This is a genomic window from Eoetvoesiella sp., assembly GCF_035555955.1.
In the GTDB taxonomy this organism is placed as follows: Bacteria; Pseudomonadota; Gammaproteobacteria; order Burkholderiales; family Burkholderiaceae_B; genus Eoetvoesia.
On sequence record NZ_DATMGA010000027.1, the window covers coordinates 37719 to 54050 of the forward strand.

The following is a 16332-nucleotide window of genomic DNA, read 5'->3' on the forward strand; positions in this document are numbered from 1 at the left end:
GGCCCGCGCTCATACCGCCACTTCCAGCGCCGGCGCCGCGCTGTCCGGCCGCACCTGCATCGCCGCGGCGGACTCCAGGCCGAAAGTCTCCACGCCGGTGCGCATCAGGGCGGGGTCGATATTCAAGGCCCAGCCGGCGGCCACCGCCGCCAGCACGTTCCGCACCTGTTGAAGCTGCGCGCCCCCTTCCGTAAGCGGCACGGCCGCCAGATCGGTAAGGCGGTTTTCGTCGGCCCCGTGAGCCAGGATGATCGCGCCGTCACGCACGAACACCCCGCGCCTGCCCGCGGCCAGATGCCCGGCCATCACGGCCCCCTTGCCGTCCATGCCGAAGAACACCACGTCGCCGTCGCACAGGCCGGCCATGGCTGCCACCGGCTCGTCGTCGGCGTTCAGCACCGCCGCGCCTCCGGGCAGCACCACGTCGACCTGGGTGCGGAACACATTGGCAATGCGATCGACGTCGTCGACGTAGAAATCGGGCAGTGTGTCGGCGGGATCGAGGTTCGTGACTATGCCCACCTGGCAACGGTCATAGGCCAGGCCTTCGGTAAGAATGACGCGGCTGCTGTTTTCAATGACGCCGGCCTGGACGGCGCGGTTCATCAAGACCCGCTGGCCCTGCTGCCAGTTGGCGCAATCCTTGCTTTCGACATGGCGATGGCCGAAGAACAGGCCATTGCTGCAGGCCAGGCCAATGGAAAGGCCGTTGAGCTGCAGCAACCGGGCCACGATGCGCGCCACCGTGGTCTTGCCATGGCTGCCGGTTACCCCCACAAGAGGAATACGGCCGGCCTGTCCGGGCGGGAAAAGGTGATCGACAATGGCCTCGCCCACCGGGCGGGGCTGCCCTTGCGCGGGCTTGATGTGCATGAGCAGGCCGGGGCCCGCGTTGACTTCGACAATGGCGCCCCCCTGCTCTTCCAGAGGGCGGGAAATGTCGCTGGCCACGAGGTCGACGCCGGCGATGTCCAGGCCGACGACGCGCGCCGCCAGGGTAACCGCCGAGGCCACCGAGGGGTGGACCAGATCGGTCACGTCCAGCGAAACATTGCCGCTGCGCTGGATGATCACCGTCTTGCCGGGCTCGGGCACGGATTCGGCGCTATACCCCTGGCGGCCGACTTCCAGCCGGGCGGCGGAATCCAGGCGAATGACGTTGAGCGGGTGGTCTTCGTCGCGCCCACGGCGCGGGTCGGAATTGATCTGGCTTTCGATGAGATCTTCGATGGTGCTGACGCCGTCGCCCACCACCGAGGCCACCTCGCCGCGCGCGGCGGCCACCATACGGTCGCCCACCACCAGCAGGCGATGCTCGTCGCCCTGGATGAAGCGCTCGACCACCACGCCGCTGCCCTCGTCCACCGCCACGGCAAAGGCGGTCTCGATTTCGGCGCGCGTGGCCAGGTTGGTGAATACGCCGCGGCCATGATTGCCGTCCATGGGCTTGACGACCACGGGCAGGCCGATGGACTCGGCCGCCTCCCAGGCTTCCTCAGCCGTTTCCACCAGTTGCCCCTCGGGCACCGGCACGCCGCAGGCCTGCAGCAGGGTCTTGGTGAGGTCTTTGTCGCGCGACACGCCCTCGGCGATGGCGCTGGTCTGGTCGGTTTCCGCCGTCCAGATACGGCGCTGCGCCGCCCCGTAGCCCAATTGAACCAGGTTGTTGACCTCGCTGAGGCGAATGGCGGGAATATCGCGGTCGTCGGCGGCGTTGACGATGCTGTCCGTGCTGGGACCAAGGCGCAGCGACTCGGTAAGCTCGCGCAGTTCGTCGACCGCGCCCTGCACATCGTAGGGCCGGTCTTCGATGGCGGCCATGACCAGGTCGCGGGCGGCATACAGCGCCGCGCGGGTCACGGGCTCGTACCAGGCGCGCACGATCACCTTGTACACCCCGCGCACAGGGGTTTCCCGGGCCCGTCCCAGGCCGCCGGGCAGGCCGGCCAGGCTTTGCAGTTCCAGTGTGACGTGTTCCAGGATGTGGGCGGGCCAGGTTCCGTCACGCAAACGTTGTAAAAAACCACCACGTTCGCCGACGCTGCAGCGATGCTCGACCAGGGTCGGCAGCCAGGCGGAAAGCCGTTCGTTGAACCCCGGGATGGTGTTGGACGGAAAGTCTTCCAGATCCCCGATATCGACCCAAGCCTCGATAATTGGCCTGTAGGCCCAGATGCTGGGCCCGCGCAGGGACAACATCTTGATAAATTCAATGTGTTTTTTGTTCATCTTGAGATGAAGGAGTCTGGAAGAAAAGGGGAAGGCAACACAGTTCGGACGAACGATGCCGTTTATAGCCGGAAGCGGAAAAATGACAGATGCATTTGCCAGGCGCAACCAAAGAGAAGAGAATTGCGGAGCTAGCCGCAAGAGAAGCAAATTAAACTCCTAGCCAGTGCGCAAAGCAAGCAAATTTCGCGTGTTCACCCTTCCTTACAAGCACCTTACGCATTCTGTGCCAAAAACACCGCATTTACTCCATGAATCCCGAAGCAAATAAGGTGGACACCCCCCTGGCCGAAGTTTCCTCTTTCTGGCTGCCCGAGCTGGAAAAACACCTGCGGGAGCACGAAATCGTTCTGGCCAGCCTGGAGCTCGACCTCAACACCGACCTGCAGTTTTCCAAGGGCTTGCTGGTCGTTACCGACCGCCGGCTGCTGGCCAGGGAATCCCTCCAGGGCGACTGGCGCGAATGGGCCTACCGCCCGGGGCTGGCCCTTATTCAGCACGACCACGCCGGCGTGGGTTCGCTGGAACTGCTGGATACGCAGGCACAGCTTGCCAAATGGCGGTATACGCTGGGCTGCAACCCGGCCGCGCTGCGTCTTATCGCCCAGTTCGAGCGCCAATGCGCCGCGGCGCAGGGCCAGTTCGTCCGCCCCGGAACAGACTACGACGAAAGCCTGGACGAAGACGGCGACCCGCCCTCCCCGCCCTCCACCTGGGCCCTGCTGCGCCTGTGGCGGTTTGCCCAGCCCTACCGCATGCAATTGCTGGCCGGCTTCGTGCTGACGCTGGTTTCGACCGCCGCCGCACTGGTCGCACCGTACCTGACCATGCCACTCATGGACGACGTGCTGATTCCCTTCCAGAACGGCACGCCCATAGACTGGGGCCTGGTGCGCCTGTACCTGGGCGGGCTTCTGGGTTCGTCGATACTGGCCTGGGTGCTGGGCTGGGGCCGCACCTACATCCTGGCGCGCGTCAGCGAGCGCATCGGCGCCGACCTGCGCACGGCCACCTACCAGCACCTGCAAACCTTGTCGCTGCAATACTTCGGCGGCAAGCGCACCGGCGACCTGATCTCGCGCATCGGCTCGGAGTCCGACCGCATCTGTATTTTTCTTTCGCTGCACCTGCTGGATTTCGCCACCGACGTGCTTATGATCGTCATGACGGCCGTCATCCTGGTCTCCATCAACCCCTGGCTGGCGCTGGTCACGCTGATTCCCCTGCCCTTCATCGCCTGGCTCATTCATTTGGTGCGCGACCGCCTGCGCCACGGCTTCGAGCGCGCCGACCGCATCTGGTCGGAACTGACCAATGTGCTGGCCGACACCATTCCGGGCATCCGCGTGGTCAAGGCCTTTGCCCAGGAGCGCCGCGAAGTCGGGCGCTTTCGCGAGGCCAACAACCGCAACCTGGTCATCAACGACCGGGTCAATGCGGTATGGTCGCTGTTCTCGCCCACCGTCACCTTCCTGACCGAGGTCGGCCTGCTGGTGGTCTGGGGCTTCGGCATATGGCTGGTATCGCGCGACCAGATCACGGTGGGTGTGCTGACCGCCTTCCTCACCTACATCAGCCGCTTCTACATCCGGCTGGATTCCATGAGCCGCATCGTCTCGTTCACGCAGAAGGCGGCGGCGGGCGCCAAGCGCATCTTCGACATCCTGGACCACGTCTCCAGCGTGCCCGAGCCCGCGCACCCCGTGCACCTGGACGAGGTCAAGGGCCGCATCGAACTGCGCAACATCGGCTTTCGCTACGGCAACCGCGCCGTCATCCGCGGCATCGACCTGAACATTGCGCCGGGCGAAATGATAGGCCTGGTGGGCCATAGCGGATCGGGCAAAAGCACCCTGGTCAACCTCATCTGCCGCTTCTACGACGTAACCGAGGGCTCCATCCGCATCGACGGGCTGGACATCCGCGCACTGCCCGTCTCGGAATACCGCAAGCACATCGGCCTGGTCCTGCAGGAGCCCTTCCTGTTCTTCGGCACCATCGCCGAGAACATCGCCTACGGCAAGCCCAACGCCACCTACAAGGAAATCATCGCGGCGGCCCGCGCGGCCAATGCGCATGAATTCATCCTGCGCCTGCCCCACGGCTACGACTCGCTGGTGGGCGAGCGCGGCCAGGCCCTGTCGGGCGGCGAGCGCCAGCGCATTTCCATCGCCCGCGCCCTGCTCATCAACCCGCGCATCCTCATCCTGGACGAGGCCACCTCGTCGGTGGACACCACCACCGAACAGGAAATCCAGAAGGCCCTGGACAACCTGACCCGCGGCCGCACCACGATTTCCATCGCCCACCGTCTCAGCACCCTGCACCAGGCCGATCGCCTGGTGGTGCTGGACCGGGGCAAGATCGTGGAAGTCGGCAAGCACGACGAACTGCTGGCCAGAAACGGCGCCTATTCCCGCCTGTACCAGGCCCAGGCCCGGGGCGAAGACCCCCTTGGCACCTGGGACGACGATGACGCCGAGGAAGCCAGCTTATGAACCGGACACAGCCAAGCCATGACGCAACTTGACCTGCACCTGCGGCGCGACGCCTTCGGCTGCCTGCTGCTTCGCACCCCGTCGGGCCGCGAAGTGCCGGTGATCCCGGTACGCAGCTTTCCCATTTCCGACCCCGGCGCGGGCCTGGCCCTGGTGGGCACCGACGGCTCCGAACTGGTCTGGATAGAAGGCCCCGACGAACTCGCGCCCGAGACCCTGAAGCTTATACGGGAAGAGCTAGCCAGCCGCGAATTCACACCCGAAATCCAACGCATCGTCAGCGTTTCAAGCTTTGCCACGCCCAGCCGCTGGCAGGTGGAAACCGACCGCGGTCCCGCCCAACTGGTACTCAAGGGCGAGGAAGACATCCGCCGCCTATCGACCGGCACCCTGCTGATCGCCGACTACAGCGGCGTGCAGTTCCTCATCCGCCACGTACCGGCGCTGGACAAAGCCAGCCGCCGGCTGCTGGATCATTTTTTGTAGCGGCTATATAAACTAACGCGGCGGCGCTCACACCACCCATACCGCTTCGAGCGTGCCACGCTCCGCGGATCAAACTCCCAGGTATTGTCGTTGCACAGCAGTGTCCGAGCCCAATTCCGAGGAAGAACCTGTCCAGACAACACGCCCCTTTTCAAGGACATAATGCCTGTCTGCAATCTTAATCAAATGGCTCAAATTCTTGTCCACGACAAGAATGGACTGGCCCAGCTTTTTCAGCTCGTCGAGGCACCGCCAAATCTCCAGTCGGATCAAAGGAGCCAGTCCCTCGGTCGCCTCGTCCAGAATAAGCAATTGCGGATTTGTCATCAAAGCTCGAGCGATCGCCAACATCTGCTGCTCACCTCCAGACAATTGATTTCCATAATTACCCAGACGCTCACCCAACCGTGGAAAGAGATCGAGCACACGCGCCAAGTTCCATGGACTATCAGCATGCCGACGATTCGTCGCCGTCGCCACCAGATTCTCTTTTACAGTCAAATTGGGAAAAATGTGCCGGCCTTCGGGCACCAAACCAATGCCGGCCTGGGGAATTTTGTATGCGGCCAATTTATGCAATGGCTTGCCATTGAACTCAATGATCCCGCTTGCCTGAATCAAGCCCATTGTCGACATGATGGTCGATGTCTTTCCCATGCCGTTGCGCCCTAATAATCCCACGACCTCCCCCGCCCCAATCTCGAGGTCTACGCCAAATAGAACCTGGCTAAGCCCATAGCTGGCAGTCAGATTACTGATTTTCAGCATATTGCCTCTTCTCCCAGATAGGCGGCACGAACCTCTTCATTGTCGCGAATTGCCAGCGGCGTATCGGTAGCGACACAACGCCCGTAAACCAAAACACTGATTCTGTCCGCCAAGGAAAACACCGCGTCCATATCGTGCTCGACCAAAACAATGGTGTACTGCCCCTTGAGCTTATGCAACAGATCGACCATACGCTGGCTGTCATCGCCACCCATGCCTGCCAAAGGCTCATCCAGCAACAGCAAATCGGGGCGTGTCGCCAACGCGACGGCAAGTTCCAGTTGGCGCTGCTCCCCGTGGGACAACGAATAAACCTGAGCGCCCATCTTGGCTTCCAGCTCGACCATATGCAGAAACTCGCAAGACGCCCCGATCAGATTCCGAACCGCCGTCGCAGCGCGGAAAAAATGAAAAGCATGCCCCTGTTGCGCTTGCACGGCCAACATTACATTTTCCAAGACACTCAGCTGCGGCCAAAGAGACGTGATCTGGAAGGAGCGCACAATACCTCGACGCACTCTTTTCACCACATCCCATTGGGTGATATCCATACCCTGGTACACAATGGAGCCAGATGTAGGCTTGAGCTGCCCCGATAGCTGAGCCAACAACGTCGTTTTACCGGCGCCATTGGGGCCGATAATCGCGTGAGTCTCATTGCGGCGAATGGACAAGGAAAGATCGTCCGTAGCGGACAAGCCGCCGAAACTCTTGAACAGACGCGTCACCTCAAGAATAGGATCGCTCATATCCGATTTTTCCGTTCGCCCGCGCCAAGAAATACGCCAACGATTCCAGTGCGCGCGTACAACACGATCACTATCAACAAAGGCCCCATGATCATCTGCCAGTATTCCGTTATATTGCCTAGCACATACTCTGCAGCCAGGTAGAAAAAGGCGCCGAGCACCGGTCCAAACAATGACCCCATGCCGCCGATGACAACCATGACAATCAGGTCTCCGGACCTCGTCCATGCCATGTCCGCAGGGCTTACAAACGACTGGCTGCTTACCAGCAACACACCCGCCAAGCCGGCGATCGCTCCAGAAATCACGAACGCAACCAGCTTGTACCAAAACACGGGCAACCCGATCGCACGGAGCCGGTCGGCATTTTGGCGACTTGCCTTGAGCACCAGGCCGAATCGTGAATTGACGAGAGTTCTGCAACCCAGAAAAACGCCGCACAAGCAAACCCACACCACGTAATAAAGCGTCGTGCGATGGCTTAGATCCAGATTGCCCAGCATTTGGGTCCCCATTACCTGAAGCCCGTCCTCTCCGCCGTAGTCTTCCATGGACACAGCCAGGAAATACAGCATCTGAGCCAGTGCCAGAGTAATCATGATGAAGTACAGGCCGCTGGTACGCAAAACCACCGCGCCAAGCATCAATGCCACAAGAGCCGTGGCGGCCACGGCTATCGGCCACGTAAACAACGCATTCAAGGAGCCTTGAATCTGAAAGGGACCAATGGCAAGTGCATTGGCTTCGTAGGCGTGATACCCCAGAATTCCAACCACATACGCCGCAACCCCAACAAACATCGAGTGGCCAAATGACACCATGCCGCCGTAGCCCAGAATCAAATTCAAACTGAGGGCCATGATGGAAAAAATCATCATCCGCATCAGCAGCCGAACATAAAAGGGTTCGCCCAGGAAGGAGGCAAGCCACGGCACGCAGGCCAGCAAAATGAAGAAGAGAGCCCCTAGCCAAAACTCGACTGGATACCTTTTCTCCGGCGGTGCCGAGACGAGAGAGTCGAACAGAGCAGAGCGAAACAGGGAAGTCGATTCAGGCATGAGATGGGAAAAGGCCGCGAGGGCGCCAAAATAAGATGACAGCCATGAGCAAGTAAATGATGACATTGCCAAAACCAGAGGGCAGCATTACCCGCCCCAGAGTATCAATGACCCCGACAACGATCGCGGCGGCAAAGGACCCGCGAACCGAGCCAATGCCACCGATAACGATAACCACAAGCGTCAAGATGAGAATGTGGTCTCCCATACCTACCTGAACGGTAAAAATGGGTGCAGCCAAAATACCCGCCAGAGCCGCCAACCCGGCTCCGAGGGCAAAAATCAGCGAATAGAGCAATGCAATATTTACGCCTAAACCTATGATCATTTTGCGATCCGAGGCTCCTGCGCGAATAAGCATCCCGATACGGGTATGTCCAATGAGGAAATAAAGCCCTATAGCCACTGCGACACTGGCCAGAATGACTATCAAGCGGTATCCAGGGTAGTCGATGCCCGCGAGGCTGACGGAATAGTCGAGCCAAGCGGGGATATCCAACCGGAGAGGAGTAGCCCCCCAAATAAAACGAGTAAGCTCATTCAAGAACAGGATCAGGCCGAACGTACAAAGCACTTGATCAAGATGATCGCGCGAGTATAGCGGTCGCAAAACGAGAAATTCGATCGCCAGTCCGATGAGAGCCGTACAAGCGACCGCAAGCCCTACAGCCAATAAGTACGAGCCCGTCAACAGTGAAAAGGTGACCGCCAAGAAGGCACCCACCATGTAAAGCGCACCATGCGCCAGGTTGATGAGGTTCATAATGCCGACCACCAGGGTCAAGCCCGCGGCCATAAGAAACAACATCATCCCAAATTGCACACCATTAAGCAGTTGCTCAAAAAACAGTAACAAGGCCCACTCCCGATACTTGAAACAAAAGGAAAATCAGCCAGTTCCTACCTCTGACTTTCGCCGCCTACATCCTGCATTCCGCGTAGTAAGCATCCTTAGCGTCGACCAGCGCTGTTTTCTCGGTAACTTGCCGGACTGTTCCATCGGCTTGCTTTACCACCTTCAGCAGATAGAAGTTGCCAATTGGGAAGTTATTGGTGTTAAAGGAAAATGACCCTCGCACCGACTCAAAATGGGCTTTCTTTAGCGCAGCGGCAAAGGCTTTTTTATTGGAAGCGCCGCCCGCCTCTCGCAGTGCGCTATCCAGTAAACGCGCCGTATCGTATGATTGCGCGGCGAAATTCGAAGGCAAATAGCCGTACTTCTTCTGGAAGCTTTCAACAAAATGCCTATTTGCCTTATTGGGCAGGTCCGCGTTCCACAAATTAGTCTGGTAAGTGCCAACGGCCGCGTCCCCAATGGCGGGCAGCGTAATGCTGTCAATCGTAAAAGCGGAATACATGGGGATTTCGTTGGTCAAATTGGCCTGGGCATATTGCTTGGTAAAGTTGATACCCATCCCGCCAGATAAAAAAACATATAAGGCATCTGGCTTGGCTGCCCGGATCTTGGAAATTTCCGCGGCAAAATCCAATTGATTCATCGCTGCATAGGTTTCGCCAACAATGGCGCCCTTATACGCGCGCTTGAATCCGCGCAAGGCATCCTTGCCCGCGGTATAGTTCGGCGCAATCAAATATACCTTTTTCACACCTTGCTCTTGCAGGTATTCGCCCATGGCCTGGTGAGGCTGGTCGTTCTGCCAGGCAGTCGCAAAAAAATAAGGGGAACACTGTTTTCCCGCCAACTGGGAAGGACCTGCATTGGGACTAATAAAGAACACTTCGTTGTCGATAGCGGGTTTGGCAATAGCCATCGCCACGTTGGAAAAAATCACGCCCGTAATAACCTGCACCTTGTTACGTTCGATGAGCTTGTTGGCTGCCTGCAAAGCCACGTCCGGCCGCAACTGATCGTCTTCCACAATGACCTCGGTGCTCAGGCCGCCCAACTTGCCGCCCGCCTCGGCCACGCCCAGCTCAAAGCCATCGCGCACATGCTTTCCCAGGGCGCCCAATGGCCCTGTGAGCGTCGTAACGAGCCCTATCTTCACTTCCTGAGCTCCCGCAGCTCCGGCTAAGGCCGCCAACGTAATGGCAGCCAGGCATTTTTTATAACCCATGATATTGTCTCCATTATTTATATCGGATGATCAGGCCCGCCCGCGAAGAACAGGCGGCCTTATTTTTAGATATCAGGCGCAAACCGGACCGTCCAACGCTCTGGCAGCAAGCCTCTCTCGCAATGCAGCTTCACGGACATTCTCTGCTTGATGGAACCCGCCCGATGCGGCTCAAGCGCCGGAATCGGTGGAAAACATCGATGCTGAGGCCAATTACTGGGCCACCTCGGGAATCATGCGCTCGCTCGTCGTCGAGGCATCTTTTTCCACCAGCCTTTGTACGATGCGACGGGCGGAAACAGATCCGCTATCCGCCCGGATGCTGACTTCAGCCTTTCTTCGCTGATCCGTTTCTATCAGTGCCTGCTGCGCTTCCAGCACCTCGACATCCTCCATGAATGTCTTATAGATTTGATCGCTGACCACTTTGGTAAGAGATTCGTCTTCCAAAGAAAAACATCGTGTAATGGTCCAGTAGTAAAGGCTGCTGCGCTCATTGACCGGAGTTATGGAGTTGATGGAGAACCATCGCATGCCGCGCTCGATATCGTTGGTTCCCGCCGGAAGACCTCGCGCATCGATTGAAATATGCGCAGGCATTTGAAATCGAATGATCTGCCAACGATCGATATTGCCTTCGAAATTTCGTACCTGCTGGAATAAAGGAGGTGGAGGCGCATTGCGGATAATGCGTTCGACGTGCACTTCATTACCCTCGACGCGGTAACTGATGGGTGTCTCAACAATGGCCGAATTGCCGATTGTCTTGCCATGCACATATGTTTCATGCGTGAGGTCAAGCAGGTTATCCGTCAGCAATTGGTAATTTGCCTTGACTGGAATGCAACCGCCTGTCGCCACCCATCCGGGTGCATCGTTGTAGTGAAAATCAGGCAGCAAAGATTCATCGGCAGCGTCGGGATCTCCCATCCATACCCACACCCATTGCCATTTTTCCAAAACGGGATAAGCACGAGCAGCCATCGAACCAGGGATTTTTTCCTGGCCCGGAATATGCACGCAGCTACCCAGGCAATCGAAGGTTATTCCGTGATAACCGCACTGAACGGTATCGCCTACCAAACGCCCTTTAGCCAGCGATGCGCGACGGTGCGGACACCGGTCTTCAAGAGCTACAACCTTGCCCGCCTCAGTGCGATATAAAACCAATGGATCGCCGGCAATCCAGCGCTGCGTCAATTCCCGCCCAATCTCGTTGCCCCAAGCGGCAACATACCACCCATTTTTTATAAACATAAAGTCTCTCCAGATAGAGTTACCGATGTACCGGAACGCCCTTGAGGACTATTAAATAACGCGTCAATGCATAAGGGAAATTTAAATATATTATTAGATGACAATAAAAATTTATTAATCGCCTGTCTCCCCAAGCGGCAGGCTGGGAACCGCGGCGATAAAGGCCGCGATGAAATCGTCCATGGTGCTGGCCGCGGCGCGGCCGCGCTTCGTTATCCGGTAGAAATCCAGGCGCGCCGCCGGCTCGGCAAGCATGGCGGTCCGTACGCCGTGACGCCGGCACGCGGCCGCGGCATAAGAAGGCACGATGGCCGAGCCCATGCCAGCCGCGACCATGGCGATCAGCGTCTCGAAATTATTGAAGGTGGGCCGGTCTTCGTGTCCGCGGCCGATGTCGGACAAATGGCCTTCGATCCATTGCTGGATCTTGTTTTCGGGCGGCAGGCCGATAAGCGGCACCTCCATCAGCGCAGACCAGGAAACCGCGCCGGCCGGCATCTCCCGTGTGGCCTCGTCGCCGGCTTCTTGTTCGGCCGGCCCGCCGCTGATCCACATCAACTGGTATTCGAACAAGGGCACCATCTCGATTCCCGCCGTCGGCTTGAAGAACGCCCCCAAACCGAAATCCAGCTCGCCGGCTTCAACCAAAGCCTGCACTTGCAACGGATCGGTGTCGACCACCTTGACCTTGACCTCGGGATGCTTCGCGCGAAACAACTGCCAGGCCTGCGGCAGCACATTGGACGAGATCAGCGGCGTCACGCCCACATGCAGCACCTGCCTTGCCTTGTTAGCCATTTCGCCCAACTGCTCGGCGGACGCTTCCAGCTCGGCGACCATGCGGGTCGCCACGGGCAGGAACTGCTCGCCCGCCGCTGTCAGCGAGACGATACGCGTCGTGCGATCGAACAGCCGGCAGTTGAGCTGGATTTCGAGCTCGCGCATCATGATGCTCAATCCCGCCTGCGTCACATGCATTTTCTCGGCAGCGCGAGTGAAGTTTCCCAGTCGAGCAACCTGCAGGAATGCTTTGATTTGGCGGAATGATATATTCATAATAATTATTTATTAATTCATTTTATATTCAAATTTCCATAATACATCCGAATCCTTTGTAATGGTGCAAGAGTCAACCTGCACCTTATACAGCGGAAACGAATCATGGAAGAAAAATGTGAAGTGCTTATCGTCGGCGCCGGAATCGGCGGGCTTACCCTGGCCTTGAGTCTGCATCAAGCTGGAATTTCATGCCGCGTCTACGAAGCGGTCGAAGCCATCAAGCCGCTGGGAGCCGGCATCAATGTGCTGCCTCACGCCGTGCGCGTCCTGGATGGCCTGGGGCTGATGGACACACTGGCAGCAACCGGCATTACCACCAAAGAATCCATCTTCTTCAACAAGTTCGGGCAATTCGTGCTTAGCGAACCCGCGGGACGCGCCGCCGGGTACGACTGGCCGCAGTTCTCCATCCACCGCGGCGACCTGCAGCGCATACTGCTGCAAGCCGTGCAGAATCGCCTTGGCAGCGAGTCCGTCCTGTTCGGCCACCGATGCACAAGCGCCACGCAAAGCGAGACCGGCATCACAGCCAATTTTGAATGTTCAAGCGGCGGGACCGCATCGATTCAAGCCTCGATCATCGTGGCGTGCGACGGCATACATTCCGCCATCCGCAAGCAGCTTTACCCGAACGAAGGGGCTCCTCGCTACTCGGGCGTGAACATGTGGCGCGGCACAACACCAATGAAACCTTTTCTGTCGGGAGCCAGCATGGTTCGCGCGGGATGGCTTTCGGTCGGGAAAATGGTCATCTACCCTATCCGCGACAATATCGACGAGCAAGGCAATCAGTTGATCAATTGGGTGGCGGAAATCGAATCGCCCCGTCCCGCCCAGCGCGATTGGAACGGAGCGGGCCGGCTGGAAGACTTTTTCCCCGCCTTCGAAGACTGGCACTTCGACTGGCTCGACGTCGCCGCCATGATCCAGCAGACCGAAACCATATTGGAGTACCCCATGGTGGACCAGGATCCGCTGCCGCAATGGAGCTTCGGGCGCATTACGCTGCTGGGCGATGCGGCCCACCCCATGGTGCCGCGCGGATCGAACGGCGCGGGACAGGCCATCCTGGATGCGCCCTGCCTGGTGCAGCAGCTCAAGAAATTCGGCCTTACTCCGCAGGCTCTTGCCGAATACGACCGCATCCGCGTCAAGGCCACCGGCGATGTGGTGCTCATGAACCGAGTCGCGCCGCCGGACACTATACTCAAAGAGGTGCACGAGCGAACTCATGGCAAGCCGTTCAAGAATCTCGACGACGTGATCAGCCAGGCGGACCTGCTGGAGATATCGAACCGGTACAAACGCGTGGCAGGCTTCAAGGTCGAAGACCTGCGCAAGACCCCCGCGGCATCCAATTCCTGAAACGAACCGCGGGAAGATCCTTGCACGGAAGACTCCATGGCCGAACAACTCCCGCTTTTAGAGCGCACGAACATGACAACCACGACAATTACGACTGCAAAGCACTATATCGACGGACGCTGGATCTCAGCGTTGAACGAGCCCGCCCGAATCGGCGAAACCCTGAACCCCGCTACGTCCGAGGTTGCGGCCCGCTTTTGCGAAGGCACGCTCGCGGAAGGCCAGGCTGCCGTGGCGGCCGCCAAAAAAGCATTTGCGCAAACCCCGTGGCGCCATAGCCCGCGCATGCGCGCCGATGTGCTGCTGGACTTTGCCCTGAAGCTCGATGCGCAGAAGGAACCGATCGCGGATTGGCTGGTCACCGTCAACGGCAAGTTGCGACGCGAGGCGCTCGGAGAAATCATGGCCGGCATTTCCGAACTGAAGTACTACGCCGGCCTTGCGCGCAACCTGTTCGGCCGCATACTGGAAATCGAGCCAGGCTGCTATTCTTCGCTCGACCGCGAGGCGGCAGGGGTGGCCGCCATCATTCTTCCATGGAATGCGCCGGTCACCCTGCTCATCCGCTCTCTTGCCCCCGCCCTGGCCGCGGGCTGCAGCGTGGTCATCAAGCCCGCGCATCAAACCTCCGTGGCGCACAACCTCGTCATGGAGTGCCTGGTGAACGATACACGCGTGCCGCCGGGTATCGTCAATTCCGTCATCGAATCGGGCGCCGAGGTGTCGCGCTATCTGTCCGAATCGCCCGATGTCGATGTGCTGAGCTTCACCGGCTCCAGCCGCGTGGGCAAGCTTATCGCCCAGGCTGCCGCCCCCACCCTGAAACGGCTGTCGCTGGAACTGGGGGGCAAGGCGCCGGCGGTGGTCTTCGACGATTGCGATATCGAAAAAACCGTTGCCGGCGTCGTCGCCGGCGGCATGGTCATGGCCGGCCAGCAGTGCACCGCCATTGCCCGGGTCCTGGTGGCCGACGCTATCTACGAGGAATTCAGCCAACGGCTCGTCCAGGCGCTCAAGGCCCTGAGGGTCGGGTTCGGCAACGACCCACAATCGCAAATGGGATGCCTGATCGATACACACAACCGGGACCGCATTGCAACGCTGGTTGAAAGAGCCGAACGCGAAGAAAAGGTGCTGTTCAAGGGCGAAATTCCGTCGGGGCCTTTGGCCAAGGGCGCCTTCATCCAACCCAGCCTGGTCGAAGTGGCCGACCTGAACTCGCCGTACATTCAGGACGAACTGTTCGGCCCGCTGCTGGTCATCGAACGTTTCAGCAGCGAAGCCCAAGCCGTGGAACGCAGCAACGCCACACGCTACAGCCTCGCGGCCAGCGTCTGGACCGAAGACGGCATCCGGGCCCGCCGCGTGGCGTCGCAACTGAAGTTCGGAACCGTGTGGCGCAATGCGCACAACCGGCTTTTCGCGGAAGCGGAAACCGGCGGCTACGGCGACAGCGGCTACGGCAAGCTGCATGGCCAGGAAGGGCTGAACGACTTCATGCAGACCAAGCATTTTTATTTCGATACCAATCATTAATATACGGATCGGGGAGCCGCGCTCCGCTGCCCGGCCTCCAGCCCGACCCGGACAAAAACCATGACGACACAAGTACAAGCCGCGGTGTGCAAGGCAACCGGCGCCCCGCTATCCATCGAGACCCTTCAGCTAGGCGAGCTGCGCAAGGACGAAGTCCTGGTGCGTGTCGTGGCGACAGGCATTTGCCATACCGACATCGGCATGCGCGACTCCCCCACGCGCGTGCCAAAGCCCATCGTCCTGGGACACGAAGGCGCCGGCATCGTCGAGCAGGTCGGGTCCGCGGTCAGCAAGGTCAAGCCCGGCGATCACATCGTCATGACGTTCAATACCTGCGGGCATTGTCCAAGCTGTTATCAAGGGCACAGCGCCTACTGCCATGAACTTGCCACGTTGAATTTCGGGGGCAAGCGCCGCGATGGCACGACCGCCTTCGCCGGCGCTGAAGCGCCGACCTATAGCCACTTTTTTGGGCAGTCCTCATTCGCAACACATGCCATCTGCATGGAACGCAACGCCATCCCCGTGCGCAAGGATATTCCACTGGAAATCCTCGGGCCGCTGGGCTGCGGAATACAGACGGGAGCGGGCTCGATCCTCAACTCGCTGAAAGTCGCCCCCGGCGACCATGTGGGGATTTTCGGCACAGGCTCGGTGGGACTGGCAGCTGTCATGGCGGCGCGCCTGGCCGGGGCTGCAACCGTCATTGCCGTGGATACCAAGGCTTCGCGCCTGGACATGGCCATCGAACTGGGGGCCACCCATGCCATCGACGCATCGCGGGAAGACACGTTCGCCCAGATCGAAGCCATCCGCAGCTACGGCCTGAACCACATCGTCGACACGACCGGCAATCTCAAGGCCATACGCCAGGCCGTGGAACACCTGGCCCCGCGCGGCGTGTGCGGCCTTATCAATACAGCCAAGGGCGCGGATGTCAACGCGAACATTCTTTCCATGGTGCTGGGCGGCCGATCCATACGGGGCATTCATCAAGGCGACAGCAACCCCGACATCTTCATCCCTCAACTCGTTGAATTCTATGATCAGGGACGCTTCCCCTTCGACCGGCTAATCAGTTTTTACGAGCTGAACGACATCAATACCGCACTGGACGACATGGAAAGCGGAAAAGCCATCAAGCCAGTCATCCGCATGCCAATCCCAGGCGTCTGAGCGGGGACGCCTGCGCGACAACCACCGCACCAGTGGCAGCCCATGCAAACTTCGGGCCGCCGGATTGCAAAAG

Annotated in this window: 13 protein-coding genes; 5 read left to right on the plus strand and 8 right to left on the minus strand. The window is 59.3% G+C overall.

All coding sequences use genetic code 11. The annotated features are described in order from the left end of the window. Nucleotides 1-9: 9 nt before the first annotated feature. Nucleotides 10-2229: a cyanophycin synthetase gene (locus VNT00_RS07640; protein ID WP_325586099.1), complete on the minus strand. Its 2220-nt coding sequence runs from the start codon at nt 2227-2229 to the stop codon at nt 10-12. Between the two features lie 251 nt (nt 2230-2480). Between VNT00_RS07640 and VNT00_RS07645 the strand changes: the two genes are divergently transcribed. After that, entirely contained in the window at nt 2481-4727 is a 2247-nt protein-coding gene (locus tag VNT00_RS07645; RefSeq protein WP_325586101.1) for a cyanophycin metabolism-associated ABC transporter, read from the plus strand. Between the two features lie 18 nt (nt 4728-4745). Beyond that, a complete protein-coding gene (locus tag VNT00_RS07650; protein WP_325586103.1) occupies nt 4746-5213 on the plus strand; it encodes a cyanophycin metabolism-associated DUF1854 family protein in 468 nt (155 codons plus the stop codon). 69 nt (nt 5214-5282) lie between these two features. Here the strand turns inward: VNT00_RS07650 and VNT00_RS07655 are convergent, their stop codons facing one another. The 7 genes from VNT00_RS07655 to VNT00_RS07685 form a co-directional block, all read right to left on the minus strand. Then, nucleotides 5283-5981, minus strand: a complete 699-nt coding sequence (locus VNT00_RS07655; RefSeq protein ID WP_325586105.1) for an ABC transporter ATP-binding protein — start codon at nt 5979-5981, stop codon at nt 5283-5285. After that, nucleotides 5975-6730 (minus strand): ABC transporter ATP-binding protein, encoded by a 756-nt coding sequence (locus VNT00_RS07660; RefSeq protein ID WP_325586107.1) that lies wholly within the window; start codon nt 6728-6730, stop codon nt 5975-5977. Before VNT00_RS07660 ends, VNT00_RS07655 begins: the two co-directional genes overlap by 7 nt. After that, nucleotides 6727-7788, minus strand: a complete 1062-nt coding sequence (locus VNT00_RS07665; RefSeq protein WP_325586109.1) for a branched-chain amino acid ABC transporter permease — start codon at nt 7786-7788, stop codon at nt 6727-6729. The genes VNT00_RS07660 and VNT00_RS07665 overlap by 4 nt, the downstream gene beginning before the upstream one ends. Continuing rightward, a complete protein-coding gene (locus tag VNT00_RS07670; protein WP_325586111.1) occupies nt 7781-8644 on the minus strand; it encodes a branched-chain amino acid ABC transporter permease in 864 nt (287 codons plus the stop codon). Before VNT00_RS07670 ends, VNT00_RS07665 begins: the two co-directional genes overlap by 8 nt. Nucleotides 8645-8708: 64 nt before the next feature. Beyond that, nucleotides 8709-9866: an ABC transporter substrate-binding protein gene (locus VNT00_RS07675; RefSeq protein WP_325586113.1), complete on the minus strand. Its 1158-nt coding sequence runs from the start codon at nt 9864-9866 to the stop codon at nt 8709-8711. Nucleotides 9867-10079: 213 nt separating this feature from the next. After that, nucleotides 10080-11123, minus strand: coding sequence for an aromatic ring-hydroxylating dioxygenase subunit alpha (locus VNT00_RS07680; protein WP_325586115.1), 1044 nt, complete (start codon nt 11121-11123; stop codon nt 10080-10082). Nucleotides 11124-11237: 114 nt separating this feature from the next. Then, complete coding sequence (locus tag VNT00_RS07685) at nt 11238-12179, minus strand: LysR family transcriptional regulator (protein WP_325586117.1); 942 nt, start codon at nt 12177-12179, stop codon at nt 11238-11240. Nucleotides 12180-12284: 105 nt separating this feature from the next. Between VNT00_RS07685 and VNT00_RS07690 the strand changes: the two genes are divergently transcribed. From VNT00_RS07690 to VNT00_RS07700, 3 genes are all read left to right on the plus strand, one after another. Next, nucleotides 12285-13547, plus strand: coding sequence for a flavin-dependent oxidoreductase (locus VNT00_RS07690; RefSeq protein ID WP_325586119.1), 1263 nt, complete (start codon nt 12285-12287; stop codon nt 13545-13547). A 72-nt stretch (nt 13548-13619) separates the two neighbouring features. After that, on the plus strand, nt 13620-15083 hold the full coding sequence (locus tag VNT00_RS07695) for an aldehyde dehydrogenase family protein (protein ID WP_325586121.1): 1464 nt from the start codon (nt 13620-13622) through the stop codon (nt 15081-15083). A 60-nt stretch (nt 15084-15143) separates the two neighbouring features. Beyond that, complete coding sequence (locus tag VNT00_RS07700) at nt 15144-16259, plus strand: NAD(P)-dependent alcohol dehydrogenase (RefSeq protein ID WP_325586122.1); 1116 nt, start codon at nt 15144-15146, stop codon at nt 16257-16259. Nucleotides 16260-16332: the final 73 nt, after the last annotated feature.

What these genes read in the sequence shown, in the direction of transcription:
- VNT00_RS07640 (WP_325586099.1), bottom strand. Translation starts at nt 2,229, where the DNA reads ATGAACAAAAAACACATTGAATTTATCAAGATGTTGTCCCTGCGCGGG.
- VNT00_RS07645 (WP_325586101.1), top strand. Translation starts at nt 2,481, where the DNA reads ATGAATCCCGAAGCAAATAAGGTGGACACCCCCCTGGCCGAAGTTTCC.
- VNT00_RS07650 (WP_325586103.1), top strand. Translation starts at nt 4,746, where the DNA reads ATGACGCAACTTGACCTGCACCTGCGGCGCGACGCCTTCGGCTGCCTG.
- VNT00_RS07655 (WP_325586105.1), bottom strand. Translation starts at nt 5,981, where the DNA reads ATGCTGAAAATCAGTAATCTGACTGCCAGCTATGGGCTTAGCCAGGTT.
- VNT00_RS07660 (WP_325586107.1), bottom strand. Translation starts at nt 6,730, where the DNA reads ATGAGCGATCCTATTCTTGAGGTGACGCGTCTGTTCAAGAGTTTCGGC.
- VNT00_RS07665 (WP_325586109.1), bottom strand. Translation starts at nt 7,788, where the DNA reads ATGCCTGAATCGACTTCCCTGTTTCGCTCTGCTCTGTTCGACTCTCTC.
- VNT00_RS07675 (WP_325586113.1), bottom strand. Translation starts at nt 9,866, where the DNA reads ATGGGTTATAAAAAATGCCTGGCTGCCATTACGTTGGCGGCCTTAGCC.
- VNT00_RS07680 (WP_325586115.1), bottom strand. Translation starts at nt 11,123, where the DNA reads ATGTTTATAAAAAATGGGTGGTATGTTGCCGCTTGGGGCAACGAGATT.
- VNT00_RS07685 (WP_325586117.1), bottom strand. Translation starts at nt 12,179, where the DNA reads ATGAATATATCATTCCGCCAAATCAAAGCATTCCTGCAGGTTGCTCGA.
- VNT00_RS07690 (WP_325586119.1), top strand. Translation starts at nt 12,285, where the DNA reads ATGGAAGAAAAATGTGAAGTGCTTATCGTCGGCGCCGGAATCGGCGGG.
- VNT00_RS07695 (WP_325586121.1), top strand. Translation starts at nt 13,620, where the DNA reads ATGACAACCACGACAATTACGACTGCAAAGCACTATATCGACGGACGC.
- VNT00_RS07700 (WP_325586122.1), top strand. Translation starts at nt 15,144, where the DNA reads ATGACGACACAAGTACAAGCCGCGGTGTGCAAGGCAACCGGCGCCCCG.